Raw genomic sequence first — 25,049 nt, 5'->3', positions numbered from 1 at the left:
CGCGAGTCGATGACATGTCAACTTTTGTCCGTACAATGGGCAGATGGTGGAACCGCGGTGGCTCGGCGAGCAGGAGGCCGCACTCTGGCAGTCGTACCGCGACACGCATCGTGAACTGATGCGTGCCCTCGAGGCGCGGATGATCACGAACTCGGGACTGTCCGGCGCCGACTACGCCCTGCTGCACCCGCTGTCCGAGGCCGAGGACGGCGTGCTGCGCACCCGCGACCTGGGCCGGTCCGTCGGCTGGGAACGCAGCCGCCTGTCGCACCAGGTCAGCCGGATGGAGAAGCGCGGCCTGGTCTGCCGTGAGGAGTGCACCTCCGACGCCCGCGGGTCGATGGTCCGCCTGACCCCGCTCGGCCGCAAGGCGATCGAGTCCGCGGCCCCCGACCACGTCGCCGCCGTTCGCACGTACTTCTTCGACCACCTCACCGCTGAGGAACAGACCCAGCTCGCCACCCTCCTGGACCGCGTCGCCGCCGGCATCCCCAGGACCTGCGTCACCCCGGACTGCGACGAGTAGGCGGGACCGAAGGGCAGGACGTAGTGCCCTTTGCCGGCCGTCTGGCTCGGCGGCTGAGCGCGCGCGTGCACCGGTCGGGCGGACACCTCCTGTCCGTCGGGACCGGTGACACGCCGTTACGGCGGGCGGGTTCCGGCATGCCCCCGACAGAATGATCGCGTCGGGTTCGGATGCGCGCTGGATTTGACAATCGTTTTCACTAAGGTGAGGATGTGGCGCGTGTCCGAGGCTTTGGGTAGGCGTGGGTTCCTGGGGATGGCCGGGGGTGCCGGGCTGGCGGCGATCGCCGGCTGCGGGGCGGACGGGGGTGCGGCGGCGCAGCCCAAGCAGGGCGGGCTGCTACGCGCTGTGTACGCCGGGGGCGGGGCGAAGGAGGTGCTCGACCCGCACGTGCAGAGCCTGTTCGTGGACATCGCGCGGCACAAGGCGATCTACGAGAAGCTCGTCGAGCTCGGGCCCGATCTGCGGCCGGTGGGCCGGCTGGCGTCGACGTGGGAGCACGACGCCACGGCGACCACCTGGCGATTCACGCTGCGGGACGCGACGTTCCACGACGGCGCGAAGCTGGTCGCGGACGACGTGCTGTACAGCTTGAGCCGGATCGTGGATCCCGCCGTGCCGGAGCGGGTCGCGCAGTCCTCGCTCGCGACGCTGGATCTCAAGCGCAGCAAGGCGATCGGCCCTTCCACGGTCGAGCTGGTGCTGACGCAGCCGAACGCGGAGTTCCCCGCGTTGCTGGCCGGCATCGGCACTCAGATCGTGCGGGACGGCTTCAAGGATCCGGCCAAGCCGATCGGCACGGGTGCTTTCCGGCACGTGTCGTTCGAGGCCGGGCGCTCGCTGGTGGCCTCGCGGTACGACGGGTACTGGGACGAGCCCGCGCGGATCGAGGAGTTGCACATCCTGTCCGCGGACTCCGAGGCGCGGGCGACCGCCGTCCAGGGCGGGCAGGCGGAGTACGCCAACGACATGACCGCGACGTTCGCGCGCACCGCGGAGGCCGGGAAGACGGTCCGCATCGTGGCGTCGAAGGCCAGCACGATGCAGGCGTTCGTGATGAAGGTCGACCGGCCGCCGTTCGACAACCCCGACGTACGGCTGGCGTTCAAGCTGGTGGCGGACCGGCAGCGGCTGGTCGACGTGGTGCTCGCCGGGCGCGGCGAGGTGGGGAACGACCTGTTCGGCAAGGGATATCAGTACTACCCGGCCGATCTGCCGCAGCTCGAGCGGGACGTCGACCGCGCGAAGTCGCTGCTCGCGAAGGCCGGGTTGGCGGGCAAGGAGATCGAGATCTTCACCGCGGACGCGTCGGCCGGGTTCGTCGAGGCGGCGACGCTGTTCGCGGAGCAGGTCGCGGAGGCCGGCGTCCGGCTCAAGGTGACCACCGGGAGTCCGCAGACCTACGCCAAGGACCTGCTCACGAAGGGTGCCATCGGCAACCACCGGTCCGGCGCGATGCCGATCCCGCAGTACGTCACGGACCGGCTGCTGTCGCACTCACCGTTCAACGTGACGCACTGGCGGCGGCCCGCGTTCGATGCGGCGTTCGCGGCGGCGCGGGCGGTCACGTCCGAGGCCGAGCGGTCGGCGAAGTACGGCGCACTGCAGAAGACGGTGCGCGGCGAGGGCGGGATCCTCGCGTGGGGCCTGCCGGACTACCTGATCGCGGTGTCGGCCAAGGTCCAGGGCGTGCAGGCGGTGCCGCCGAACACGCTGGACCAGGGCCGGTTCGACAAGGTGTGGCTGGCCTGAATGCGGTCCTACGCCGTCCAGCGGGCAGGGCTCGCGGTCGTGCAGCTGGCCGTGCTGTCCGTGCTGGTGTTCGTGCTGACTTCGTTGCTGCCGGGGGACGCGGCGGAGATGCGGTTCACCGAGACGCTGACGCCGTCGCAGGTCGCTGCGCTCCGGGCCGAGCTCGGTCTCGACCAGCCTCCGGCCGAGCGGTTCGTGCACTGGCTGGGGAACGTGCTGACGGGTGATCTCGGGACGTCGCTGATCAGCGGGGGACCGGTGGCCGACATCGTGCGGGACTCGATCGGGGCGACGCTCGTGCTCACGCTGACGACGCTCGCGGTCGTCGTACCGCTGGCCGTTGCCCTCGGCATCGTGATGGGCACGCGCGAGAACGGGCGCCTGGACCGGGCGATCACGTCCGTCACGCTGGCGTTGTCGGCGATCCCGGACTTCGTGATCGCGGTCGTCCTGGTCGCGGTGTTCGCGCTGAAACTCGGCTGGTTGCCCGCGACCTGGGTCGGCGGGGATCTCCTGGCTTCGCCGGCTCTGCTGATCCTGCCGGTCGGGGTGCTCCTCGGCCGGACGGTCTGCCTGTTGTCGCGTCAGGTCCGGGCGGGGACGGTCGCGGCGCTGAACGCGGAGTACGTGACCCAGGCCCGGCGGCTGGGCGTTCCGCGCCGTCAGCTGCTGCTTCGCCACGTCCTGCCCAACGCGGCGGTTCCCGGCGTACAGGAGCTGGCGCGGACCGGTGACACGCTGCTCGGCGGAGTGCTGGTGGTCGAGGCGATCTTCGCGATCCCGGGCTTCGCGACGGCGCTCGTGGACGGTGTGGAGACGCGGGACGTCCCGACGGTGCAGGGCCTGACGCTTGTGCTGGCCGTCGCCGCGCTGCTCATCAACCTCGGTGCCGACCTCGTCTGCAACCGTCTCGTACCCCGGACGGAGGCGCTCCGATGAGCGTGCTGCGCGGGGCCGCGGGGTGGGTGGCGGTCGCGCTGTGTGCGGTGCCGTTGGCGGTGGCTGTGCTGGGGCCGTTCCTGCCGTACGAAGCACGCGCTGGGCTGCCCTACTCGTCCGAGGGTCTGCTGGGGACGGACGGGCTGGGGCGCGACGTGCTGGGGTTGTTGCTGGTCGGTGGGCGGACGGCGTTGGGGATGGCGTTCGGCGCGGTGGTGCTGGCGTACCTCGTGGGCGGCCTGATCGGCCTGACGGCCGCGTCGACCCGGCACCGCTGGTTGGACGAGGGGATGATGCGGCCCCTCGACGTCCTGCTGCCGCTTCCGTCGTTGCTGGTGATCAGCGTGGTCGCCGTCGGCTGGCAGGCGTCCGCGCCGGCGATCACGGTGGCCGTCGCCATGGTGAACGTGCCGACCGTCGCGCGGCTGGTCCGGGCAGCGGCCTTGGACGCAGCCAGCGGACCGGTGGTCGAGGCGCTCCGGATGCAGCGGGAGTCGTGGTTCACGATCCAGCTCGGGTACGTCGGACGCTCGGTGCTCGGGCCGGTCGCGGCGGATCTCGGTACGCGGATCACGCTCGCGGTGTTCCTCGTCGCCTCGGTCAACTTCCTCGGCCTCGGTCTGAGCCCGACCGCGCCCGACTGGGCGGTCAGCGTGTCCCGCAACCGCGAGGGCCTGCTCCTCCAGCCCTGGTCCGTGCTCGCCCCTGCCCTCCTCCTCGTCTCCTTCACGCTCGGCTTCAACCTCCTCGCCGACCGCCTCGTCCACCGCTCCCGTCGTCTTGTCGGGAGCCCCGCATGAGCCGCGACCCGCAGACGACCGAGCCGCGGGTGGGTGAGCCCGACGCGGGCGAGCCTCACGCGGTCGAGCCTCGCGCGGCCGAGCCGGAGGGGGAGTCGGCGGTCGGCGAAGCGTTGGTGCGGGTGGTTGGGCTTTCTGCGGTTGCTGGGGTGGAGGTGTTGGTGGACGGGGTGTCGTTCGAGGTTGTGGCGGGGGAGGTGACGGCGCTGGTCGGGGCGTCCGGGTCGGGGAAGACGACCTCGGCGCTGGCGTTGCTCGGGGAGCATGGCGACGGGGTTCGGCTGGGCGGGCGGGTCGAGGTCGGCGGGCGCGTGGTTGTCGATGGCAACGGCGTGACTGCCGCCGCGGCGGCGGTGCGCGGCCGAGTCGTGGCTTACATGCCGCAGCACCCGGGGAGTGCGCTCAATCCGGCGCGGAGGATCGGTACGACGCTCCGGGAGCTGGCGAAGCTGCACGGCGGCGATCCCGAGGAGGCTGTCCGCCAGGCGCAGCTGCCCGGCGATGACGCCGTCCTCAAACGTTTTCCGCATCAGTTCTCCGGCGGTCAGCGGCAACGCGTGGCGCTCGCGCAGACGCTCACCTGCCGCCCTGAGGTGCTTGTGCTCGACGAGCCGAGCACCGGCCTCGACTCGGTCACCCGGCTGCAGCTCGTCCACGAGCTGAGGGAGCTCACGGCCACCGGTCTCGGCATCTTGCTGCTCAGTCACGATCTCGACCTGGTCCGTGCGCTCGCCACCCGCGTGGTCGTCCTCGACGCCGGTCAGGTGATCGCCGCCGGCACCACCGACGTAGTCCCGCGAACGCCGGACCTGGACGCCCCGGGAACCTCCACGGCGGGCAAACCGTTGCTAACGGCAATGAACCTGAAAGCCTCGCTGCGTCCGCGCGGCCGTGAAGTCGTCCTGCACGAGGCCGATCTGTCCGTCCGCGCCGGCGCCTGCCTCGGCATCGTCGGGCGTTCCGGCAGCGGTAAGACCACGTTGGCGCGCTGCCTGGCCGGACTGCACGAGCGCTACACCGGCAGCATCCTGCTGGACGACCTGCCGCTGCCGGTCCTGCGCAGGCGCACCCGCGACCAGCACCGCCGCGTCCAGTACGTCTGGCAGGAGGTCCGCGGCTCCTTCGACGAACGCCGTCCCGTCGACCAGCAGGTCGCTCGTACGGCGCAACGCCTGCGTGGACTCGCGCCGGACCGGGCCTACGCCGAGGCCGTCGCCATGCTCGCCCGGCTCGGCGTCGCCGCGATCACCGCCGCCCGTCCGCCGAGCCGTCTGTCCGGGGGCGAGCTGCAACGGGCCGCCCTCGCGCGTGCAGTGCTCGCGCACCCTGACGTCCTGATCTGCGACGAGATCACCACCGCCCTCGACGACCGCGGTACGGAGCTGGTCCTCGACCTCCTGACCGAGCTCAAGCAGCGCGGTACGGCGCTGATCTGGATCGGTCACGACCTGCGGCTGGTCGCGGCCGTCGCCGACCGGGTGATGGTCCTCGACGCCGGCCGCGTGGTCGAGCAGGGCCCGCCCGAAACCCTCACCACCGAACCGCGCCACGCCCTGACCCGCCAACTGGTCGCGGCTGCCCGGATCGGCCACCCCTCATCTCCGCCCGTGCCATCCATCGACACAAGGAGCGAACCGCGCCGATGACGCGACTGCACGACCACCTGGCGGAGGCCATCAAGGATCCCGATCCAATCCGGGTCGGTTCCGCCGCGGGCGACGACCTGATCTGCCTGCGGTTCGAGACCATGAAGGTGTACTCCGCGCTCGGCGCCGTACGCCATCTGCTGGACACCGGGCAGGTCCGGCCCGGCGACACGCTGATCGACAGTTCGAGCGGGATCTACGCGCACGCACTCGCACTCGCCTGCCACCGGTACGGGATGAAGTGCCACATCGTCGGCTCGACCACGGTCGACCGGACGCTGAGGATCCAGCTCGAGATCCTCGGCGCGACCGTCGAGCAGGTGCCGTCGTCGAACAACCTGCAGCTCGACCAGAACCTCCGGGTCCGGCGGATCGGCGAGATCCTCCGCGACAACCCGTCGTATCACTGGATGCGGCAGTACCACGACGACATCCACTATCTCGGCTACGCGGCGGTCGCGGACCTCGTGGCGCGGCTGGTGCCGGCGGGTCCGCTGTGCCTGGTCGGCGGCGTCGGGACCGGAGCGTCGACCGGCGCGATCGCGGCGTACCTGCGCGAGCGCGGGCGGGACGTGAACCTGGTCGGCGTGCAGCCGTTCGGCAGCGTCACGTTCGGGGCCGGGCACACGCAGGACCCGGAAATGATCATCGCCGGGATCGGCAGCTCGATCGAGTTCCGGAACGTGCGCCACGAGCTGTACGACCGGCTGCACTGGGTCTCGTTCGACTACGCGATGTCGGCGGCGGTCGACCTGCTCCGCACGTCCGGCGTTTTCGCGGGACTTTCCGCCGGTGCGGCGTACCTGTCGGCGTTGTGGGAGCACAACTGCGACCGCGGCCGGAAACACGTTTTCCTGGCCGCGGACACCGGAACGCGGTACGTCGAGTCCGCGTTCGCGCGGCACGCCGAGGCGCGGCCGCTGGCGTCGATGCGGCCGCGCGAGATCGACTCGCTGGACGAGCTCGCGGTGCCCTGGTCGGCGATGTCCTGGGACCGCCGGGAGTCCGCGCAGGCCCGGCGCGAGGAATTCCCATCTGCGACTCCGTCGCATTAATGTGGTCCTGCTGGTTGCACTACAACCCCGAAAGGCCGGCCGATCTCCCATGACCGCTCACGTGGCTGATCTCATCGCTTCTGTTCTGGACGGATCGCGCGGTCCTGCACCGGCAGAGTTCGACGTCACCAGTGCGTTCTGGCTGCACCACACCACCCGGCTGACCGGCGCCGACGTCACCTACCGGAACTACTACGTGCTGCTGCGAGTGGGCGAGGTCTTCGGTGCCTGCTCCTTCGAGGCCGGCGAGCTCGACCCGGCGTACTGCGCCGACACCTCCGGCCGCACGCTCGCCGACGTACTCTCGTCCGACGATCCGCTCCCGGTCCGCATCGCGGCGCTGGACGCGTACCTGGCCGCGGTCGAGCCGCACCACACCTCGCCGTATGCCGAGGAGATCGTCCTCCCCGCCGGTACGCCGGATGTCCGCGCCCGCGCCCGCGACGCCGCCGTCGCGGGACTGCTCGACGTTGCCGAAGGCACCAAGGTTGCGCTGATCGGCGTCGTCAACCCGCTCGTCGACGCGATCACCGAGCGCGGCGGCAGCTGTCTGCCGTGCGACTTCAACCTGCGGGAAACCGCGTCCGGCCTGCCCGTTTCCCGTGACATGACCGAGGTGGTCGACGCCGCCGACGCGGTCGTCGCCACCGGGATGACGCTGTCCAACGGCAGCTTCGACCTTCTCCTGACTCGTTGCCGTGAGCAATCGAAGCCGCTCGCGATCTACGCTCAGACCGGCAGCGCCGTGGCCCGCGCGTTCCTCGGGGCGGGCGTCACCGCGCTGTCGGCGGAGCCGTTCCCCTTCTCCCAGTTCAGCTCCCGCCCGAGCAGCCTCTATCGCTACAGGACGGATACATGACACAGACCCAGCCGGTCACCACCGAGGTGCCGGGCGACCTCCGGATGGCCAAGAGGCTGTGGCCGTTCCTGCTGGCCTCGACGGTGAGCCTGATCCCGTTCACGGTGTTCGGGATGTTCCTGGTGCCGATCGCGGACGCCGCCGGCGGGAGCGTGGCGGAGATCGGCGGCCTGCGCGGGCTCGGCGGGCTGGCGGCATTGGCGGTCGGGGTCCTGCTCGCGCCGCTGATGGATCGGGCGCCGCGCGAGCTGGTCGCGGCCGGCGGCCTGGCCTTGCTCGGTATCTCCGCGGCATTGGGGGCTGTGGGCAACGTCTTCGCGCTGGCCGCGTTCTGTCTGCTGATCGGCGCCTCGACCTCGATCCTCGCGCCGTCGATCGGGGCCGCCGCGGCCGACCGTTTCAGGTCGCCGGCTGCGGCCGGTCGCGCGGCGACGCTGGTGTCCGCGACGACCTCGGCGATGGCGATGCTGGCGGCCCCGGTGCTGGCCGGGCCCGGGCTGATCTGGGGCTGGCGGGGCAACCTGCTGGCGGCCTCGGCGATCTCGCTCACCCTGTCGGCGCCCTTCTGCTGGCGCGGGCGCGGCCGGAAGGCGCCGATCACCGGCAAGGAGCGGGTGAGCTATCTGGCGACGTACCGCGAGCTCGCCCGAATCCCGGGTGCCCTGCCGCTGCTGGCCGTGGCGATGCTGAGGACGGCCGCCTTCATGGGCTACCTCGCGTACCTGGCCGCGTTCTACGACGAGAAGTTCGACCTCGCGCCCGGCTGGTTCGCGCTGGTCTGGTCGCTGAGCGGCGCGTCGTTCTTCCTCGGCAACCTGCTCGCCGGCCGGTACCTGGCGACCTCACGTCCGTGGATCGCGCCCGAGCAGCTGCTCCTCGCGGGGATCATCGTCGCGCTGATCGCGGTGTCGGCGTTCTACTTCTCACCGACGCTGCCGCTCACCTTGCTGCTGACCGCGGTGATGGGCGCCAGTCACGCGACGGTGGCGGCCTGCGTCACGACCTTGCTGGTGCACCGCAGCGGTGCGCTGCGCGGTTCCGCCCTCAGCGTCAACGCCGCCGGGATGAGTCTCGGCACGTTCCTCGGCGCCGCGATCGGCGGCCTCGGCCTGGGCCTCGGCGGCTACCCCGGTACGGCGATCACGTTCGCCGCGATCACATTCGTCGCGGTGGGATGCGCACTGCGGGTGCAGCGCCGGAGGATCGCCGGGTAGGGGCTGGCTCCGGGATGAATCGGGGTCCTCACCGAGCCGCTGACGATATATCGTTCGGTCTTATGGAGAACCTGCCCGACCGCCCGCACCCGCACGCGCATCTGCGGGCGTCCGACACCGATCGTGACCAGGTCGTCGACGTACTGCGGGAGGCCCTGATGTCGGGCCGGTTGACGCAGGACGAGCACGCCGACCGGCTCGAGCAGACGCTGGGGGCGAAGACCCTCGGCGAGCTGGAGCCGATCACCCGCGACCTCGTCGTCCCCGGTCAGCCGCTGCCCGCGGCGCAGCCGGTGCGGGCCGCGTCGACCAGCCTGGTCCCGATCGAGGAGCCGGCCGACCCGTCGCAGAGCTTCGACACCATGGTCGCGGTCTTCGGCGGCGGTGAGCGGAAGGGCCGCTGGCGGGTGAAGCGCCGGACGAACGCGTTCGCGGTCTTCGGCGGGCACGACCTGGACATGACCAACGCGGTCTTCGAGGGCCGCGAGGTGACGATCTACGCGTTCGCGGTGTTCGGCGGGATCGACATCACCGTGCCCGAGGGCGTGACGGTGCGCAACGAGGGCGTCGGCATCTTCGGCGGCTTCGGCGCCCGCGGCAGCGACGACCCGGACCCGAACGCTCCCGTCGTGGTGGTCAAGGGCCTGGCGTTGTTCGGCGGCGTCGGCGGCCAGTCCTCGGTCAAACGCCACGGCAAGAAGAACAAGGGCAAGGGCCACCACGAGCTGCACTGAGCAATTCAGGTGCGACCCGGCGGCGGCGCGACCTAACCTTCGGCCATGGACTTCGTGCCGGCCGATTTCGACGTGCCCACCGAACTGATCACGCCGCGGTTCCGCCTCGAACCACTCGGTCCCGAGCACAACGTCTCCGACCACGCCGCGTGGACCGGCAGCATCGACCACGTCCGCGCGACCGCGGGGTTCCAGGGCAGCTGGCCGCCGGCCGACGGCATGTCACTCGAGCGGAACCTCGCCGACCTGCAGCGTCACGCGGACGACTTCGCCGGGCGCCGGGGCTTCACGTTCACGGTGCTCGAGCCCGGGACCGGCGAGGTGATCGGGTGCGTGTACATCTATCCGTCCCGCCAGGACGAGCGGATCACCGACGTCCGTTCGTGGGTGCGCGGCGACCGCGCCGCGTTGGACAAGCCGTTGTACGACACCGTGCACAACTGGCTGACAACCGACTGGCCGTTCGAGACGATCGACTACGCGCCTAGATCCACGACTTGAACCACATGCGGCTGAGCCAGTCGGGGTGCGGGAGCACCTTGTCGGTCAGGATCGGCCAGATGTAGGCGAAGTTCAGGACGACCAGGACGACGAAGGCGCCGACGACCGCGCTGCCGATCAGGCGGCGGGGCGTGGCGGTGCTCATCGCGGCGCGGGCCGGGCCGAGGACCTTGCCGAGGACCAGCGCCAGCGCCATCACCGTGAACGGGATCATCGTGACGGCGTAGAAGAAGAAGATCGGTCTGTCGTCGAACGCGAACCACGGCACCCAGCACGTCACGAACCCGACGATCGGCACGCCGAACCGCCAGTCGCGCGCGCCGATCCACAGCACCAGCGCGGCGATCAGTGCGAGCGCACCGCCCCACCACAGCAGCGGCGTGCCGAGGGCAGAGATCACCTGCAGACAGTTGGTGCCGGCGGGCGCGTCACACCCCGGCGTACCGGGCTTGATGTCGTTGACCGCGTCGAAGCCGATCGGGCGGGCGATGATCGGCCAGCCGGCCGGGTTCGAGGCGTAGGGGTGGGTGGCGTGCTTGATGTAGTCGCCGGTGTGGAAGGCGAGTACTTCCTTGTGGTAGTAGGCCAGCGACCGGAAGTCGTCCGGCACGACCTTCATCACGCCGTGCGCCGGGTTGCTCGCGGCCCAGTTGTGGTCGTAGGCGTTGTCGTGCAGCAGCCAGCCGGTCCAGGTGGCGACGTACGTGACGCAGGCGACCAGCACCAGGCTGACGAACGCCGGGATGCCGTCGACCAGCGCCGACTTCACGAACGCGAACCGGACGCCGAGGGCGCGGCGGGCGCCGAGGTCCCAGGCGAACGTCATCACGCCGAACGCGGCGAGCACCCAGATCGCCGACCACTTGGTGCCGAGCGCCAGGCCGAAGCAGACACCGGCGGCGAGCCGCCACGGCCGGATCAGCAGCCAGCGGCCGACACCTCGACGCTCGCCGTCCGGGGTCGGCTTGTCGAGGGTCTCGGCGTGCCGGCGGCGGGTCCAGTCCCGGTCGGCGACCAGGCAGGAGATCGCGGCGACCAGCCAGAACGCGAGGAAGATGTCGAGCAGCGCGACCCGGGACATCACGAAGTGCAGGCCGTCGACCGCGAGCAGCAGGCCGGCGATGCAGCCGATCAGGGTCGACCGCGTCATCCGGCGGACGGTCCGGATCAGCAGCAGCACGGTCAGCGTGCCGAACAGGGCCGGCATGAACCGCCAGCCGAACGGGGTCATCCCGAACAGCTGCTCACCGGCCGCGATCATCCACTTGCCGACCTCGGGGTGCACGGTCAGGCTCGGGGTGTCCTTGAAGACGTCCAGGTTGCCGGCCAGGATCGCCTTGTCGGCGGCGCCCTCGGGCTGGTCGATGAACTGCCGTGCGTAGCCGAACTTGAGCAGGCTGTACGCGTCCTTGGCGTAGTACGTCTCGTCGAAGACGAACTTCACCGGGTTGCTCAGGTGCCAGAACCGCAGCACGCCGGCCAGCAGAGTGATCGCCAGCGTGGCGATCCAGCCCCCGTCGAAGTCCCGCGGCATCGCCGGGTACAACCGCTCCTTGAGCGGCGGCAGCCGTCGTCCGAGCACGTCCCGCCCGAGCGTCTCCCGCTCCGCGCCGGCGTCACTGCGCCGCGCCGTACCGTCCTCGATCACAGCAGCCACGCCCGCCATCGTACGGACGCGGCGGTACCACCGCCTCCTCCGACCTGTGGAAAACCGGAACCTACGGCGCCCGACCTCCTAGAATCACCCGTATGAGCACGCCCCGCGAGGAACTGCACGCGCTGATCGACGAGCTGCCCGACGAAGCCGCCGCGGAGCTCGTTCCCGACATGCGAGAGATCCTCAAGCACCGCCTGGAGGTGCGCCGGCGCCGCGCGGCCGAACCGCGGCCGTGGCCACCGTCCTGGTTCGGCGCCGGCACCGGCAGCCGGCCTGACATCGCGCGGCGGAGTGAGGAGATCCTGCGGGACGAGTTCGGCCGGCCCGAGTGATCGTCGTACCCGAGGTCTGCTACCTCATTCAGCGTGAGGTCGGTGCGAAGGTGGAAGCCGATTTCGTGGAATCGCTCGCTGCGGGCGACTTCACGATCGCCGAGTGCGACACCGAGCTGGATCGGATCGCGGATCTGATGCACAAGTACGCCGACCTGCCGCTCGGACTGGCCGATGCCTCCGTGGTGGCTGTTGCAGAAGCGCTCGGCGCACGGGAGATCGCCACGCTGGATCGGCGGCATTTCAGTGTGGTCCGGCCTCGGCACCTCGACGCGTTCACCCTTCTGCCATGAGCGGGCGACTGGTGCTGGCAGGGACCCCTATCGGGGACGTCGGGGACGCGTCGGCGCGGTTGGGGCGGGTGCTGGCGGAGGCTGATGTGGTGGCCGCGGAGGATACGCGGCGGCTGAAGCGGTTGACCTCCGAGTTGGGGATTCAGGTCGGTGGGCGGGTGGTCAGCTACTTCGAGGGGAACGAGCGGGAGCGGACGCCGGAGTTGCTCGAGGCGCTCCAGCAGGGGCAGACGGTCGTCGTGGTGACGGACGCGGGGATGCCGAGCGTGTCCGACCCCGGGTACCGGCTGGTGGCGGCTGCGATCGAGGCCGACGTGGACGTGACGGCCGTACCGGGCCCGTCGGCGGTGCTGACGGCGCTCGCGCTCAGCGGGCTGCCGGTCGACCGGTTCACCTTCGAGGGGTTCCTGCCGCGCAAACCCGGCGAGCGCGGGCGACGGCTCGGCGAGCTGAAGGACGAGCAGCGGACGATGGTGTTCTTCGAGGCGCCGCACCGGCTCACGCAGTCGCTGGAGGCGATGGCCGAGGCGTTCGGGGGCGACCGGCGGACGGCGGTGTGCCGGGAGCTCACCAAGACGTACGAAGAGGTCAAGCGCGGCCCTCTCGACGATCTCGTCCTGTGGTCGAAGGAGGGCGTCCGGGGTGAGATCACCGTGGTCGTGTCCGGCGCCGACCCGCACCGGGTCATGACGCCGGAGGACCTGGCGCGGGAGGTGGCCGTGGACGAGGAGGCAGGGACGCCGCGCAAGCAGGCGATCGCCGACGTCGCGAAGCGCTTCAATGTGCCGAAACGGACGGTGTACGACGCCGTACTCGCTGCCCGGGACCCCGGTAAATAGCACTGGCGCGCGCCACTACCCTTGTTGACATGTCCGAGAAGGTCTATTACGTCACCACCCCGATCTACTACGTCACGGCCGCGCCGCACATCGGCAGCGCGTACACGACGGTGGCCGGGGACGTCCTGAGCCGCTGGCACGCCCAGCGCGGCGAGCGCAAGTGGTACCTGACGGGTACCGACGAGCATGGCGAAAAGGTGATGCGCAGCGCGCAGGCCCAGGGCATGACCCCGAAGGAGTGGACCGACAAGCTCGTCGAGGAGGCCTGGAAGCCGGCCTGGGTGGACGTCGACATCGCGTACGACGACTTCATCCGGACCACCGAGCAGCGGCACACCGAGCGGGTCCGCGAGTTCTGGCAGACGCTCTACGACAAGGGCGACGTCTACAAGGGCGAGTACGAGGGCCTGTACTGCGTGGGCTGCGAGGAGTTCAAGCTCCCGGCGGACATCCGCACCGACTCCGACGGCACCCAGCGGTGCATGATCCACGGCACCGAGCTGGAGACGGTCTCGGAGACGAACTACTTCTTCCGGCTCTCGGCGTACGCCGACAAGCTGCTCGAGCTGTACGAATCGCAGCCGGACTTCGTCGCGCCGTCGAGCGCCCGCAACGAGGTGATCGCGTTCGTCAAGCAGGGTCTGCAGGACCTGTCGATCACCCGCTCGACGTTCGACTGGGGCATCCCGGTCCCGTGGGACGAGGACCACGTCCTCTACGTGTGGATCGACGCGCTGCTCAACTACGTGACGGCCGCCGGCTACGGCACCGACCCGGAGCGGTTCGAGGAGCTCTGGCCGGCGAACGTGCACCTGGTCGGCAAGGACATCCTCCGGTTCCACGCGGTGATCTGGCCGGCCATGCTGATGGCTGCCGAGGTCGCCGTACCGAAGCAGGTCTTCGCGCACGGCTGGCTGCTCGTCGGCGGCGAGAAGATGAGTAAGTCCAAGCTGACCGCGATCGCGCCGCACGAGATCACCGACCACTTCGGCTCCGACGCCTTCCGGTACTACTTCCTGCGCACGATCCAGTTCGGGTCCGACGGCTCGTTCTCGTGGGAGCACCTGAGCGCGGTCTACACCTCCGAGCTCGCGAACGGCCTGGGCAACCTGGCCAGCCGGATCGCGGCCATGGTCGGCAAGTACTTCGACGGCGCGCTGCCGGAGCCGACCGACCACGGCCCGGCCGAGCAGGCGCTTGCGGACAAGCTCGCGCAGACCGTGGCCACCGCGGACAAGGCTCTGGACTCGCTCGCGTTCCAGGACGCGCTGGCGGCGATCAACGAGCTCGTCGGCGCCGTGAACGGGTACGTCACCGAGCAGGAGCCGTGGAAGGTCGCGAAGGACGACTCGCAGCGGGCCCGGCTGGCGACGATCCTCTACAGCGCCGCCGAGGTGCTGCGCGGGGTCGCCGTGCTGCACAACCCGACGATGCCGAAGACGTCCGCGAAGCTGTGGACGCTGCTCGGCGCGGAGGAGAAGCTCGGCGCGCTCAAGGACCAGCGTGTCCAGGACGCCGGCACCTGGGGCCAGCTCCCGGCCGGCGCCACCCTGACCAAGGGCGAGCCGTTGTTCCCGCGCCTCGAAGAGGCCTGAGAAAAAGTTCGGCCGGGCTGTCGAAGCCGCGGTGGTGGCTCCGATAACGGGGTGAAAGTGACCCTGATGATCGGAGCGAACGATGAGTGAGCGCGTACTTCCTGGAGTGGTCCGGCCCGCCGCGCGGGTTCGAACCGTAGTGCGGACAATGGCCGTCTGGGCCGTGCGGGTGGCTCTGGCCGTGCAGTTCGGAGTCGGCGGGGCCGGCAAACTCGCCGGCTCCGACCAGATGGTGCGGATGTTCGACGACATCGGGGCCGGGCACTGGCTCCGCGTGCTCGTCGGAGTTCTCGAGGTCGCCGGTGCGGTCGGGCTGTTGGTCCCGCGGCTGGCAGGGCCGGCGGCGGCGGGCCTGGTCGGCCTGATGATCGGCGCGGTGGTCACGAACGTGGGGATCCTCGGCAGTTCGCCGATCGCCCCGCTGGCGTTCGGCGTCCTCGCCGCGGTGGTGGCGTACGCGCGGCGGCAGCAGCTGGTCGTACTCGGCCGTTCCGTCCGTCGCTGACCCTCGAGGAGACCATCATGTCCGAGCAGTCACCCGCCGACGCCCTGCGCACTCTCGCGCCGCTGATCGGCACCTGGAAGGTCGAGGGACCGGGCCACCACGGCACCGTCAGCTACGAATGGTTCGAGGACGGCGCGTTCGTCGTCCAGCGGGTCGAGCTGGTGAGCGACGGCGAGACCAGTCGCGGTGTCGAGTACATCGGCGTGGACGCCGATACCGGTATGCTCCGGTCCCACTACTTCTCCAACACCGGCAAGATCCTCGAGTACACCTACCAACTGGCCGGCCGCACGTTGACGATCTGGTTCGGCGGTACCGACTCGCCGGCCAAGTTCGTCGGGGAGTTCGACGCCGGCCACACAGTCAACACCGGTGCCTGGCAGTGGCCGGGCGGCGGGTACGAGTCGACCATGACGCGCGTGGGGTGATCGGCAGTGAAGTACATGGTCATGACGTTCGGGGACGAGTCGGCCTGGGACACCCTCGGGCTCGGCGGCCGGGAATCGACCTGGTCGCGGGAGCAGGTGGACGCGCATTACCAGGCGATGGGCGAGTTCTACGGCGAGCTCGCGGCCAACGGTGAACTCGTCACCGGTTTCGGGCTGGCCGACCCGTCGCACACGCTGACGATCGAGGTCGTGGACGGCCGTCCGGTCGCCTCCGACGGTCCGTACGCCGAGGCGAAGGAGGTGCTGGCCGGCTTCGGCATCATCGAGGTCGACTCGCACGACCGGGCTGTCGAGCTGGCCGCGCGATTCTCGGCGCTGGTCGAGACCAGGGTCGAGCTGCGGCCGGTGCTGGAGCAGGGCGGCCAGGAGATGTGACAGGGCCGGCCGAGGAGGTCCCGGCGGAGGCCCGGATCGAGGACCTGCTGCGCGAACTCGCGCCGCGGGTCCTCGCCGCTGTCACGCGGCGGTTCGGCCGGTTCGATCTCGCCGAGGACGCGGTCCAGGAGGCGCTGCTGGCGGCGGCGAGCGGCTGGTCCGAAGACGGCATACCGCCCAGCCCCGCCGCCTGGCTGACGACCGTCGCCGTCCGCCGGATGACCGACATGCTGCGCAGCGAGCAGGCCCGGCGCCGGCGGGAGCAACTGGACGCGACCCGCCGGCTGCCCGAGAGCCTGCTCGGCGACGACAGCATCACGACCGCCGACCAGGACGACACCCTGGTGATCCTCTTCCTGTGCTGCCACCCCGACGTCCAGCCGGCCAGTCAGCTGACTCTCACGCTGCGGGCGGTGGGCGGTCTGACGACAGCCGAGATCGCCCGGGCGCTACTGGTACCCGAGGCGACCGTCGGGCAGCGGATCAGCCGCGCGAAGCAGCGGATCAGCCAGTCCGGCGCACGGTTCCGGCTGCCGGCGCCGGAGGAGCGCCGGCAGCGGCTCGACGTCGTGATGCAGGTGCTGTACCTGATCTTCAACGAGGGCTACACCGCCTCCTCGGGGACGACGTTGCAGCGGGTCGAGCTCGCCGCCGAGGCGATCCGGCTGACCCGGATGCTGCGCGAGAAGCTCCCGTCCGAGCCCGAGGTCGGCGGCCTGCTGGCGCTGATGCTGCTGACCCATGCGCGCCGGCGGGCCCGCACCGGTCCCACCGGTGACCTGATCCCGTTGGCGGAACAGGACCGGAGCCGGTGGGACCGCGAGTTGATCTCCGAAGGTGTCGCCCTGCTCGAGGACGTGCTGCCGCGACGCCGGCCCGGGCCGTACCAACTGCAGGCCGCGATCGCCGCCGTTCATGCCGAGGCCGAGCGTTTCGAAGACACCGACTGGGCGCAGATCGTCGCGTTGTACGACGTGTTGGTCCGGATGTCCGCGGATCCGGTGGTCCGGCTGAACTCCGCGGTCGCTGTCGCCATGCACCGGGGACCGGCCGCGGGCCTGGAGTTGCTCGACAGCCTCGCGACCGACCCGAAGCTGGCCGGTCACCACCGGCTGGCCGCCGTCCGGGCGCACCTGCTGGAACAGTCCGGTTCGCCGGACACGGCCCGCCAGGCCTACCTCGCCGCCGCCAAACTCACCACCAGCGCACCCGAGCAGCGCTACCTCCGTGCCCGCGCCGCCCGCCTGGTCTAGGCCCTGTCTGGTCTAAACCGCGAGGTAGAGCGCGGCGGCCTGGGTTCGCGTGGTCACGTCCAGTTTGGTCAGGATGTTGGCGACGTGGAACTTCACGGTCGACTCGCTGATGTGCAGGTCGTCGGCGATCGAGCGATTGCGTTGCCCCTGGGCCAGTCGCTCGAGCACCTCCAGCTCGCGGGCGCCGAGCGCGGCCAGCGGGTCGGACGTGACGGTGAGCGGCGCCGGTGCCGTGCGGAGGGTGATCCGGGCCGTCAGGCCCCACCCGGGGACGGCGTCCAGGTCCAGGTCGCCCTCGTGCAGACGCAGTCGCTCGGACAACTGCCCGAGGTCGAGGACGTTCTCGATCCGGCCGGGGCCGTCGTCGCGCACGGTCGCCTGCAACTCGGTGCCGCTCCAGCGCCAGCCGACGCGGATCCGGGTCAGCCGGTCCTGCGTGAGCATCGCGAGCACCACCGCCCGGACCGCCACCCGGCCGGCATGCGCGACCCCGCCCGGGATCAACCGGTCGTTGCCGGGGGCATCCAGCTCGAGCTCGACCGGGCCGTGCCGGAGCAGCGCCCGCAGCGAGTCCGCGAGCCGGTCGAAGGCCTTGCCGACCGGCTCCTCGCCGCTGCAGACGCGGTCGCGCTGGGTGTCGTTGCGAAGTTCACCGAGCCCGTTCAGCGCCAGCTCGACCGCCATCGTGCGAGCGGTCGCGTCGTCGATCCGCTGATTCCGCAGTACGCCGAGAAGCGTCGCGAGCGTCGCCGCCTGAGCTTCACCCAGCTCGGCCGCCACATCGTTGCGGGCCTCGGCGACGGCGCGGTTCTGGGCGATCGCGCCTGGTTCGCGTTCGAGAGTCAGCCGGTACATGTGGGCGGTGACGACGTCCCACAACGCCTGCAGCGCGTCGGCGGCGATCGGTTCGTCGGCCGCGCGGAGGAAGACGACGACCGAGCCACGCGGCGCACGATCGCTCGCGACGGCGAGGACCGGGTGTGTGGATCCGGCGATGTTCACGAGGCCCTGCCAGGGATGTCCGGCAGTGACGGTTCCCAGGAGCGCGGCTAGGTCGGCACCGGTGATCGCCGCGGCGAGCGCGGGATCGCCGTGCGCGGTGACGGGGGTGGACGCGCACTGCGAGGCCAGTTGGGCGACGGCGCGGTGCGGGATCAGGTCGGCGGTGGCGGCCGAGAGCCGGGAGAGCAGTTCCTCGGCCGGCCCGTCGATGACCTGCGCGGCCGCCGCCAGCACCTGTGCGTCGGCGGTCGGCACGAGCGGTTTCGCATCCGGGACCTGCGCGTCCGCAAGCACGTCCGTTTCTCCCATGCCCCTCAGCGTACGTCGGTTGACGCGTCCACCCGGGCCCGTCTTTCGGACGGGGAAGAACTGTCCGATCGGCCAGTCGGGAATAGCCGCGGATCCGCGAACATTTTATTAAAGCGACAACCAAATTGTGGAGGCAGTGCGATGCGAGCGGTGGTGTTCGAGGAGTTCGGCGGGCCGGAGGTACTCGAGGTCCAGGAGGTGCCGGGGCCGCAGGCGGGGCCGGGGCAGGTGCGGATCAAGGTCCGCGCGGCCGGCGTGAACCCGATCGACTTCAAGGTGCGCCGCGGCTGGACGAAGGGTTTCATCGACCCGGTGCTCCCGGCCGTGCCGGGGCTCGAGGTGGCCGGTGTGGTCGACCAGGTCGGTGAGGGCGCCGAGTTCGCGGTCGGCGACGAGGTCGTCGGCTGGTCGGACGGCGGTGCGTACGCCGAGTACGCGATCGCGGGGAACGTGGCGCGCAAGCCCGCGGGCGTGAGCTGGGAGCAGGCTGCCGGCGTACCCGTGGCCGGTGAGACCGCACAGCGCGTGCTTGACCTGCTCGGCGTGAAGTCCGGCGAGACGATCCTGATTCACGGCGCCGCGGGCGCGGTCGGCTCGGTCGCCGTACAGCTCGCGAAGGCTGCGGGTCTGACAGTCGTCGGTACGGCGTCGACCGCGAACCACGACTATCTGCGGTCGCTCGGCGCGGTGCCGGTCGAGTACGGCGAAGGTCTGCTCGAGCGGGTGCGCGCGGCGGCTCCGGACGGTGTGGACGCAGTGTTCGACACCGCGGGCCAGGGCGGTCTGCAGGAGTCGATCGAGCTGCGCGGTGGCACCGACCGGATCGTCACGATCGCCGACTTCGCAGCGGCCGAGCTCGGCGTCACCGCTTCCATGGCCGGGACGGCGACGCCCGCCGAGGTCCGGGCCACCCTCGGTGCCCAGCTGCAGGCGGTCGCCGACGGCACGCTGACGATCCGGATCGCCGAGACCTTCGACCTCGCGGACGCGGCCAAGGCTCAGGAGCTGAGCGAGTCCGGCCACGCCCGCGGCAAGATCGTCCTTGCTCTGTAGGCGGACCTCCAGCACTCATCAACCTCCGCCGGCGGCGGATCGGCCGGGCAGTTCACGCGGGCGCTCGGTCGGCTGTGGCCGGTTGATGAGTGGTGCAGGTCCGGCGCTCAGGCGTACGCGAACCGGGACCGCGGTGTCGGTACCTCGTCGACGCGTGGGTCCCAGCGATCTACGAAGTGCACCCCGGCGGGGACCTCGATGCAGTCTGTCGAGGTCCAGCCGCGGGTGAGGGTGGGGAAGTCCGGCACGTCCGGGTGATAGTGCGGCTTCCCGGTGCCGAGCAGGTCGACGGCCATGGGTGCGCTTGCCGCCTGGTACCGGAAGTCGGCCGACAGCCGCAGGCGTTTCGTCCGGTTCGGCATCGCGCCGTGCACGGTCAGGCTGCCGAACAGCAGCACGTCGCCCGGCCGGTACGACGTCGTCCGCCACTCCGGATGGTTCTCGTCGGCCTCGGCGCGCATCATCCCCGGCCCGTCCGATGCCTTCACGGGCAGCACGCCGAGCCGCGGCGACCCGGCCAGCACCCGCAACCCACCGATCTCGGGCGGCGCCGCACTCAACGGCAGCCAGGTGGTGAGCGTGTCCACACACCCCTGGATGAACCGGTAGTCCTGATGGATCGGCGTCGGATTCGCACCCGGCGACGGCGGAGCGATCCGGCAGATGTGCGCCGGATGCGCGAACGTCTCCTCACCCAGCAACCGCGCGGTCAACGACAACAGCTCCGACCGCACAGCCAACCGGTGAAACGCCTCCGTGCTCTGGATCGCCGTATAGGCCCCGAAGAACCCGGCCGACCCTTCCTCGACGGCCCTCCCGGACGCCACCAACTCCCGCGGATCGGCATCCCGCGCCAACCAGTCGCTGTCGTACAGAATCCGTGCGAGCTGCTCGTGCACATCCCCTACGACATCGGCAGGCAACAGCCCCCTGAAGAACAGGTATCCGTCGCTCGCCAGCCGTTCCCGCAGTACGTCGGCATCCAGTACCTCGCCGGACGAATCCGTCAGTTCTTTCACTTGTTGTTTCCGATCTTGTCCATGGCGGCGGCGATGTCGGCGACGCCAACCTTGTTCAGGTACAGGTCGTTGACGGTCTTGTTGATCTCGGGGGACTTCGCGGTCCAGCCTTCGGCGATCGGGAGGTTGACGGTGCTGCCGGCGGCCGATTCGAGGAAGGGCTGGACGTCGACGTTCTTCTTCTTCCAGAACGCCTGGTACCCGGCGCCGGCGTCGTTGAGCGCCGGGATGATGTAGCCGGCGTCGCCCATCAGCCGCTGGGCCTTCTCCGAGCCGAGGAAGGCGACCAGCTTTCCGGCCTCGTCGGGGTGCTTCGTCTTCGCGAACATCGCCTCGGCGAGCCCGTTGATCACCACGGTCCGGCCGGCCGGTCCGGCCGGCATCGCCGCGACCCCGATCGGGAACTTCACCTCGGGCAGCGCGAACGGCAGCAGGGCGTTGTTCGCCGGGAACATCGCGACTTCGCCGCGGTAGAACATCTCGGTCGCCTGGCCGGTCGGCGGGTTGGTCCGGGTGCCGTCCGGCGACACCTTCCACTTGAACACCAGGTCGCGCGCGAACTGCAGCGCCTCGACCGACTTGTCCCCGGCGAAGTCGAAGCTGCCGTACGGCTTGTCCATCGCGTGGCCGCCGTTCGACGCGATCCAGTTCAGCCACTGGGTCTGGCTGTGGTTCCAGGAGCAGAAGCCCCACTGTTTGCCGACGGTCAGCTTGCGGGCGACCTCGAGGAAGCTGCCGGAGCCGTCCGGTGCCCAGGTCAGCTCGGTCGGCATCGTGACGCCGGCCTTCGCGAACAGGTCCTTGTTGTAGAGCAGGCCGACGATGCCCATGTCCTTCGGCATCCCCAGCTGCTTGTCCTCGAACTTGTACGACTGCACGACGTTCGGGTGGTACGAGTCGAGTTTCAGGCCGGCCTTGGAGATCAGGTCGTCGAGCGGCGTCAGGACGCCCTTGCTCGCGAAGTCGGGGAAGTAGTCGACGGTCAGCCAGAACACGTCCGGTGCCTTGCCGCTGGCCAACTCGGTGGTCAGCTTGGTCCAGTACTGGTCCCACGGCAGCACTTCCATCCGGACCGTGATGTCCGGGTTCTCCTTGGTGAACTCGGCGAAGACGGTCTTGTAGCCCACCTCCTGCTGCTCGTCCCACAGCCGGTAGACGAGCTCGACCTTGCCGCCGCCGGCGGCCTTGTCGTCGGACGAGCCGCAGCCGGCGAGCGCGAGCACACTGCCGGCGCCGATCAGAAATGTCCTCCTGGACAACGACATGAGAGTCTCCGACCTACTTGAGCCCGGTAACGGCGACCGAGCGGACGATGAAGCGCTGGAAGACGACGAACAGGACCAGCAGCGGCGCCAGCGCGATCAGGCTGCCGGCCATCACGGCGTTGTAGTCGACGCCGATCTCCCCCTTGAACAAGGCGATCCCGACCGACAGCAGCCGCTTGTCCTCGCTGCTGGTGACGATCAGCGGCCAGAGGAAGCTGTTCCAGTTCGCCACCACGGCGAGCGTGGTGACCGTGACCAGGATCGGTTTCGACAACGGCAGCACGATCGACACCAGCGTCCGGACCCGCCCGGCGCCGTCGATCCGGGCCGCGTCCTCGAGATCCGCGGGGATGCCGCGGAAGAACTGGCGGAGCAGGAAGATCGCGTACGGCGTCCCGAGCATCGTCGGCAGCATCAGGCCGGCCCAGGTGTCCACCAGTCCGAGCTTCTGCATCATCAGGTACAGCGGGATCATCGTGACCACCGGCGGGACCATCAGTGTCGACAAATACACCCAGAACAGGGCGTCCCGGCCCGGGAACGACAGCCGCGCGAACGCGTACGCCGCGAGGATCGCGAACACCACCTGGCCGAGCGTGATGCCGGCCGTGACGAGTGCGGTGTTGACGAGGTAGCCGCCGAAGCCGGAGCCGAACAGCCGCTCGAACGCCGCCGTACTCGGTGGCAGTCCGGGCTCCCACGGCATCGTCTCGGACAGTTGCCCGGGGCCCTTGAACGCGGTGAGCACGGTCAGGAAGTACGGGAAGATCGAGAACACGCACCCGATCACCAGCACGGCGTAGGTGAAGACGCGCAGTCTCATCCGGACACCTCATAGGTCGTACGGCGTTCGAAGTACGCGAACTGGCTGATCGTCGCGACCAGCACCACCGCGAACAGCAGCACCGAGATCGTCGACGCGTACCCGAAGTCGAACTTGCGGAACGCCTCGTCGTAGATCAGGTACGTCGCGACCTCGGTGCTGTCACCGGGACCGCCCTCGGTCATCACGAAGACCGTGTCGAAGGCCTGGAACGAGCCGATCACGTTGGTGATCAGCACGAACAGCATCGTCGGCCGCAGCAGCGGGAGCGTGATCGTGAAGAAATGCGCGACCGGTGACGCGCCGTCCAGCGACGACGCCTCGCGCAACGACCGCGGGATGTTCTGCAGCCCGGCCAGGAAGAACAGCATGTTGTACCCGGCGAACTGCCAGATGTGGACGGCGGCCACGCTCGGCATCGCGAGCACCGGCGACGACAGCCACGCCGGGCCGTCGATCCCGAACAGTCCGAGGAACTGGTTCAGCGCGCCGCGGCCGGGGTCGAAGATCCAGCTCCACACCAGGCCGAGAGCGACCGGTGTTGCCATCCACGGGATGACCAGCAGCGCCCGGAAGTACTTCATGCCGCGCAGCTTGCGGTCGACCAGCAGCGCCAGGAGCAGCGACAGGATCGTCGTGCCGGGGACGCAGATCACCACGTAGTACAAGGTGACCAGCAGCGAGTGCCAGACGTCCGAGTCCGCGAAGAGCTTCTGATAGTTGGCGAAGCCGATGAACTCCGGCGTCGACAGCAGCTTCCAGTCGAACAGGCTGACCACCAGCACGATGACGACCGGCGCGAGCAGGAACCCGAGTACGCCGACCAGGCTCGGCGCGAGCAGGGCGTAGGCCGCGGCGGTCTGCCGGGCCTGGCCGATCCGGCGGGTACGCCGGGGTGCCGGCCTAAGCATCGGGATCCTTCAGCGGATGCGGGCGCGGCGAACTCGGGACGAGCAGCTCACGGGTGCGGTCGATGCCCCACCGGTCGAGCGCGCCGATCGGGTCGCTGGACATCCGCAGGCCGGGGCCCTGCTCGATGTGCTGCGCCCACAGCTCGCGCTCCTGGACGTCGGGCCGGACGATCAGGCAGTCGGAGTCGTTCGCCCACCACCGGCCGTGCAGGAACTCGCGCGCCACCGAGGTGGACCGGGCGCCGCGCTGGCCGGGCTGGCTGATGTCGCCGGACGGCGGCTCGACCAGCGGATCGGTGTCGGGCGAGATCCGCATGCAGTCGACGAGTCCGAGGCTCGGGAGGATCGGGGCGCCGCAGCCGTGCAGGATCCGGTTCGATCCGACAGCTTGGCGCAGCAGCCGCAGTCCGAGCCGGTACGCCGCGATGCCGTCGACCTGCTCGTGCCGCGGTCCCTCGATCGCGCCGGCGTACAGGAAGTCGAGCTTGAAGTGGTCGTACCCCTGGCGGCACAGCTCGGTGAACACGTCCTGGATGTGCCGCACGGCGCCCGGATGCGTCACGTCGAGGACCAGTTGCTCCTGGCCCCAGTTCGTGCCCGCGGAAATGCCCGGAACGAGCCATTCCGGGTGTTTCCGGGCCGTCTCGCTGCCGCTCGCGACCAGGAACGGCGCGACCCAGATGCCGGCCCGGCGACCGCTCGAACGGATGTCGGCGGCGAGCGTCACGGTCGAACCGAAGTCGTCGCGCGGCGTCAGCCAGTCACCGATCGCGGCTTGGTAGCCCTCGTCGAGCAGCACCAGGTCGACGCTCAGGTCGTGCTGGTCGAACTGGCGTACGTCGGTCATCACGTCGCGCTCGGTGACCTTGCCCCAGTACGCGTACCAGCTGCACCACGACGGCCCGAACACGCGCACCGGCGGCGCGCCGGCCGCGAACGCGTCGGCCCAGTCGGCGAGCGCCTGGTTGGGGTTGGCGTGCGTGCTGGTCCTGACGTCGACCTCGCCGTCGGCCTCGATCACCAGCTTGTCGCCGCGCACCTCGGCGCAGATCGACGGGACCGCGTCGGGGGTGGTGGCGGCGACGGTGGTGACCTCGCCGCCGGTCGCGACCGCGAGCAGGCCCTCGCCCTGGAAGCGGCCGGCCTCGACCCCCGGGCGGTACGCCATCACGTGATGATTCGGCGCAGTCGGGCGGGGCGGGCGGGCGTCCAGCCGGTACCACCCACTCGGGCTCCAGGACTGCCACCCGTGCTCGAAGACCAGCGTGCCGGTGTCGTGGTCGAGCTCGGCGACGGGGCGGAAGGGCACGGGATCCTCGATTCGGTCGGGTGCAGGATCTTGC

Annotated in this window: 26 protein-coding genes; 19 read left to right on the top strand and 7 right to left on the bottom strand. The window is 70.2% G+C overall.

The window, feature by feature from the left end:
- Positions 1–43 precede the first annotated feature (43 nt).
- From AB0I12_RS09280 to AB0I12_RS09235, 10 genes are all read left to right on the top strand, one after another.
- Positions 44–526, top strand: a complete 483-nt coding sequence (locus AB0I12_RS09280; RefSeq protein ID WP_359926858.1) for a MarR family winged helix-turn-helix transcriptional regulator — start codon at positions 44–46, stop codon at positions 524–526.
- Positions 527–745: 219 nt separating this feature from the next.
- On the top strand, positions 746–2,278 hold the full coding sequence (locus AB0I12_RS09275; protein WP_359926855.1) for an ABC transporter substrate-binding protein: 1,533 nt from the start codon (positions 746–748) through the stop codon (positions 2,276–2,278).
- A complete protein-coding gene (locus AB0I12_RS09270) occupies positions 2,279–3,217 on the top strand; it encodes an ABC transporter permease (RefSeq protein WP_359926852.1) in 939 nt (312 codons plus the stop codon). It abuts the gene before it with no gap.
- Positions 3,214–4,017, top strand: coding sequence for an ABC transporter permease subunit (locus AB0I12_RS09265; protein ID WP_359926849.1), 804 nt, complete (start codon positions 3,214–3,216; stop codon positions 4,015–4,017). Before AB0I12_RS09270 ends, AB0I12_RS09265 begins: the two co-directional genes overlap by 4 nt.
- Entirely contained in the window at positions 4,014–5,663 is a 1,650-nt protein-coding gene (locus AB0I12_RS09260; RefSeq protein ID WP_359926847.1) for an ATP-binding cassette domain-containing protein, read from the top strand. Before AB0I12_RS09265 ends, AB0I12_RS09260 begins: the two co-directional genes overlap by 4 nt.
- Entirely contained in the window at positions 5,660–6,718 is a 1,059-nt protein-coding gene (locus AB0I12_RS09255; RefSeq protein WP_359926845.1) for a pyridoxal-phosphate dependent enzyme, read from the top strand. Before AB0I12_RS09260 ends, AB0I12_RS09255 begins: the two co-directional genes overlap by 4 nt.
- Before the next feature lie 61 nt (positions 6,719–6,779).
- Positions 6,780–7,577 carry a DUF364 domain-containing protein gene (locus tag AB0I12_RS09250; RefSeq protein ID WP_359926843.1) on the top strand — a complete coding sequence of 266 codons (798 nt, stop codon included), beginning with the start codon at positions 6,780–6,782 and terminating at the stop codon, positions 7,575–7,577.
- Complete coding sequence (locus AB0I12_RS09245) at positions 7,574–8,791, top strand: MFS transporter (RefSeq protein WP_359926840.1); 1,218 nt, start codon at positions 7,574–7,576, stop codon at positions 8,789–8,791. The genes AB0I12_RS09250 and AB0I12_RS09245 overlap by 4 nt, the downstream gene beginning before the upstream one ends.
- A gap of 62 nt (positions 8,792–8,853) precedes the next feature.
- A complete protein-coding gene (locus AB0I12_RS09240) occupies positions 8,854–9,525 on the top strand; it encodes a DUF1707 domain-containing protein (RefSeq protein ID WP_359926838.1) in 672 nt (223 codons plus the stop codon).
- A 45-nt stretch (positions 9,526–9,570) separates the two neighbouring features.
- Positions 9,571–10,026, top strand: coding sequence for a hypothetical protein (locus tag AB0I12_RS09235; protein WP_359926835.1), 456 nt, complete (start codon positions 9,571–9,573; stop codon positions 10,024–10,026).
- Here the strand turns inward: AB0I12_RS09235 and AB0I12_RS09230 are convergent.
- Entirely contained in the window at positions 10,010–11,692 is a 1,683-nt protein-coding gene (locus tag AB0I12_RS09230) for a phospholipid carrier-dependent glycosyltransferase (protein WP_359926833.1), read from the bottom strand. The genes AB0I12_RS09235 and AB0I12_RS09230 overlap by 17 nt on opposite strands.
- Before the next feature lie 83 nt (positions 11,693–11,775).
- Here AB0I12_RS09230 and AB0I12_RS09225 point away from each other — a divergent pair, with 83 nt between their 5' ends.
- The 8 genes from AB0I12_RS09225 to AB0I12_RS09190 all read left to right on the top strand — a co-directional run bounded on the left by AB0I12_RS09225 (position 11,776) and on the right by AB0I12_RS09190 (position 17,324).
- Positions 11,776–12,015 carry a hypothetical protein gene (locus tag AB0I12_RS09225; RefSeq protein ID WP_359926831.1) on the top strand — a complete coding sequence of 80 codons (240 nt, stop codon included), beginning with the start codon at positions 11,776–11,778 and terminating at the stop codon, positions 12,013–12,015.
- A complete protein-coding gene (locus tag AB0I12_RS09220; RefSeq protein WP_359926828.1) occupies positions 12,012–12,308 on the top strand; it encodes a PIN domain-containing protein in 297 nt (98 codons plus the stop codon). The genes AB0I12_RS09225 and AB0I12_RS09220 overlap by 4 nt, the downstream gene beginning before the upstream one ends.
- Positions 12,305–13,147 carry a 16S rRNA (cytidine(1402)-2'-O)-methyltransferase gene (gene rsmI / locus AB0I12_RS09215; protein WP_359926826.1) on the top strand — a complete coding sequence of 281 codons (843 nt, stop codon included), beginning with the start codon at positions 12,305–12,307 and terminating at the stop codon, positions 13,145–13,147. The genes AB0I12_RS09220 and rsmI overlap by 4 nt, the downstream gene beginning before the upstream one ends.
- Before the next feature lie 29 nt (positions 13,148–13,176).
- Entirely contained in the window at positions 13,177–14,742 is a 1,566-nt protein-coding gene (metG, locus tag AB0I12_RS09210; protein WP_359926823.1) for a methionine--tRNA ligase, read from the top strand.
- A gap of 148 nt (positions 14,743–14,890) precedes the next feature.
- Positions 14,891–15,247, top strand: coding sequence for a DoxX family protein (locus tag AB0I12_RS09205; protein WP_359926820.1), 357 nt, complete (start codon positions 14,891–14,893; stop codon positions 15,245–15,247).
- A gap of 17 nt (positions 15,248–15,264) precedes the next feature.
- On the top strand, positions 15,265–15,675 hold the full coding sequence (locus AB0I12_RS09200; protein WP_359926817.1) for a hypothetical protein: 411 nt from the start codon (positions 15,265–15,267) through the stop codon (positions 15,673–15,675).
- 15 nt (positions 15,676–15,690) lie between these two features.
- Complete coding sequence (locus AB0I12_RS09195; protein ID WP_359927752.1) at positions 15,691–16,071, top strand: YciI family protein; 381 nt, start codon at positions 15,691–15,693, stop codon at positions 16,069–16,071.
- Entirely contained in the window at positions 16,068–17,324 is a 1,257-nt protein-coding gene (locus AB0I12_RS09190; RefSeq protein ID WP_359926814.1) for a sigma-70 family RNA polymerase sigma factor, read from the top strand. The genes AB0I12_RS09195 and AB0I12_RS09190 overlap by 4 nt, the downstream gene beginning before the upstream one ends.
- Before the next feature lie 12 nt (positions 17,325–17,336).
- Here the strand turns inward: AB0I12_RS09190 and AB0I12_RS09185 are convergent, their stop codons facing one another.
- Positions 17,337–18,635, bottom strand: coding sequence for a LuxR C-terminal-related transcriptional regulator (locus AB0I12_RS09185; protein ID WP_359926811.1), 1,299 nt, complete (start codon positions 18,633–18,635; stop codon positions 17,337–17,339).
- 141 nt (positions 18,636–18,776) lie between these two features.
- Here AB0I12_RS09185 and AB0I12_RS09180 point away from each other — a divergent pair, with 141 nt between their 5' ends.
- On the top strand, positions 18,777–19,688 hold the full coding sequence (locus AB0I12_RS09180) for an NADP-dependent oxidoreductase (RefSeq protein ID WP_359926808.1): 912 nt from the start codon (positions 18,777–18,779) through the stop codon (positions 19,686–19,688).
- Positions 19,689–19,795: 107 nt separating this feature from the next.
- On the opposite strand, the gene AB0I12_RS09175 is transcribed toward AB0I12_RS09180, so the two are convergent.
- From AB0I12_RS09175 to AB0I12_RS09155, 5 genes are read right to left on the bottom strand one after another with little or no spacing between them, the layout of a single operon-like run.
- The gene (locus AB0I12_RS09175; RefSeq protein WP_359926805.1) at positions 19,796–20,707 is read right to left on the bottom strand and encodes a phytanoyl-CoA dioxygenase family protein; all 912 of its coding nucleotides are present in this window, start codon (positions 20,705–20,707) and stop codon (positions 19,796–19,798) included.
- Positions 20,704–21,972, bottom strand: a complete 1,269-nt coding sequence (locus tag AB0I12_RS09170) for a sugar ABC transporter substrate-binding protein (protein ID WP_359926802.1) — start codon at positions 21,970–21,972, stop codon at positions 20,704–20,706. The genes AB0I12_RS09175 and AB0I12_RS09170 overlap by 4 nt, the downstream gene beginning before the upstream one ends.
- Before the next feature lie 13 nt (positions 21,973–21,985).
- The gene (locus tag AB0I12_RS09165; protein WP_359926799.1) at positions 21,986–22,795 is read right to left on the bottom strand and encodes a carbohydrate ABC transporter permease; all 810 of its coding nucleotides are present in this window, start codon (positions 22,793–22,795) and stop codon (positions 21,986–21,988) included.
- On the bottom strand, positions 22,792–23,706 hold the full coding sequence (locus AB0I12_RS09160) for a sugar ABC transporter permease (protein WP_359926798.1): 915 nt from the start codon (positions 23,704–23,706) through the stop codon (positions 22,792–22,794). Before AB0I12_RS09160 ends, AB0I12_RS09165 begins: the two co-directional genes overlap by 4 nt.
- The gene (locus AB0I12_RS09155; RefSeq protein WP_359926795.1) at positions 23,699–25,015 is read right to left on the bottom strand and encodes a glycoside hydrolase family 36 protein; all 1,317 of its coding nucleotides are present in this window, start codon (positions 25,013–25,015) and stop codon (positions 23,699–23,701) included. The genes AB0I12_RS09160 and AB0I12_RS09155 overlap by 8 nt, the downstream gene beginning before the upstream one ends.
- Positions 25,016–25,049 lie beyond the last annotated feature (34 nt).

The organism is Kribbella sp. NPDC050459 (assembly GCF_040655315.1).
In the GTDB taxonomy this organism is placed as follows: Bacteria; Actinomycetota; Actinomycetes; order Propionibacteriales; family Kribbellaceae; genus Kribbella.
The sequence above is the reverse complement of the archived record's forward strand: the minus strand, read 5'-3'. Positions and strand labels throughout refer to the sequence as shown.

What these genes read in the sequence shown, in the direction of transcription:
- AB0I12_RS09205 (WP_359926820.1), top strand. Translation starts at nt 14,891, where the DNA reads ATGGCCGTCTGGGCCGTGCGGGTGGCTCTGGCCGTGCAGTTCGGAGTC.
- metG (WP_359926823.1), top strand. Translation starts at nt 13,177, where the DNA reads ATGTCCGAGAAGGTCTATTACGTCACCACCCCGATCTACTACGTCACG.
- AB0I12_RS09200 (WP_359926817.1), top strand. Translation starts at nt 15,265, where the DNA reads ATGTCCGAGCAGTCACCCGCCGACGCCCTGCGCACTCTCGCGCCGCTG.
- AB0I12_RS09165 (WP_359926799.1), bottom strand. Translation starts at nt 22,795, where the DNA reads ATGAGACTGCGCGTCTTCACCTACGCCGTGCTGGTGATCGGGTGCGTG.
- AB0I12_RS09180 (WP_359926808.1), top strand. Translation starts at nt 18,777, where the DNA reads ATGCGAGCGGTGGTGTTCGAGGAGTTCGGCGGGCCGGAGGTACTCGAG.
- AB0I12_RS09245 (WP_359926840.1), top strand. Translation starts at nt 7,574, where the DNA reads ATGACACAGACCCAGCCGGTCACCACCGAGGTGCCGGGCGACCTCCGG.
- AB0I12_RS09280 (WP_359926858.1), top strand. Translation starts at nt 44, where the DNA reads ATGGTGGAACCGCGGTGGCTCGGCGAGCAGGAGGCCGCACTCTGGCAG.
- AB0I12_RS09270 (WP_359926852.1), top strand. Translation starts at nt 2,279, where the DNA reads ATGCGGTCCTACGCCGTCCAGCGGGCAGGGCTCGCGGTCGTGCAGCTG.
- AB0I12_RS09255 (WP_359926845.1), top strand. Translation starts at nt 5,660, where the DNA reads ATGACGCGACTGCACGACCACCTGGCGGAGGCCATCAAGGATCCCGAT.
- AB0I12_RS09160 (WP_359926798.1), bottom strand. Translation starts at nt 23,706, where the DNA reads ATGCTTAGGCCGGCACCCCGGCGTACCCGCCGGATCGGCCAGGCCCGG.
- AB0I12_RS09195 (WP_359927752.1), top strand. Translation starts at nt 15,691, where the DNA reads ATGGTCATGACGTTCGGGGACGAGTCGGCCTGGGACACCCTCGGGCTC.
- AB0I12_RS09185 (WP_359926811.1), bottom strand. Translation starts at nt 18,635, where the DNA reads ATGGGAGAAACGGACGTGCTTGCGGACGCGCAGGTCCCGGATGCGAAA.
- AB0I12_RS09225 (WP_359926831.1), top strand. Translation starts at nt 11,776, where the DNA reads ATGAGCACGCCCCGCGAGGAACTGCACGCGCTGATCGACGAGCTGCCC.
- rsmI (WP_359926826.1), top strand. Translation starts at nt 12,305, where the DNA reads ATGAGCGGGCGACTGGTGCTGGCAGGGACCCCTATCGGGGACGTCGGG.
- AB0I12_RS09240 (WP_359926838.1), top strand. Translation starts at nt 8,854, where the DNA reads ATGGAGAACCTGCCCGACCGCCCGCACCCGCACGCGCATCTGCGGGCG.
- AB0I12_RS09265 (WP_359926849.1), top strand. Translation starts at nt 3,214, where the DNA reads ATGAGCGTGCTGCGCGGGGCCGCGGGGTGGGTGGCGGTCGCGCTGTGT.
- AB0I12_RS09260 (WP_359926847.1), top strand. Translation starts at nt 4,014, where the DNA reads ATGAGCCGCGACCCGCAGACGACCGAGCCGCGGGTGGGTGAGCCCGAC.
- AB0I12_RS09170 (WP_359926802.1), bottom strand. Translation starts at nt 21,972, where the DNA reads ATGTCGTTGTCCAGGAGGACATTTCTGATCGGCGCCGGCAGTGTGCTC.
- AB0I12_RS09235 (WP_359926835.1), top strand. Translation starts at nt 9,571, where the DNA reads ATGGACTTCGTGCCGGCCGATTTCGACGTGCCCACCGAACTGATCACG.
- AB0I12_RS09230 (WP_359926833.1), bottom strand. Translation starts at nt 11,692, where the DNA reads ATGGCGGGCGTGGCTGCTGTGATCGAGGACGGTACGGCGCGGCGCAGT.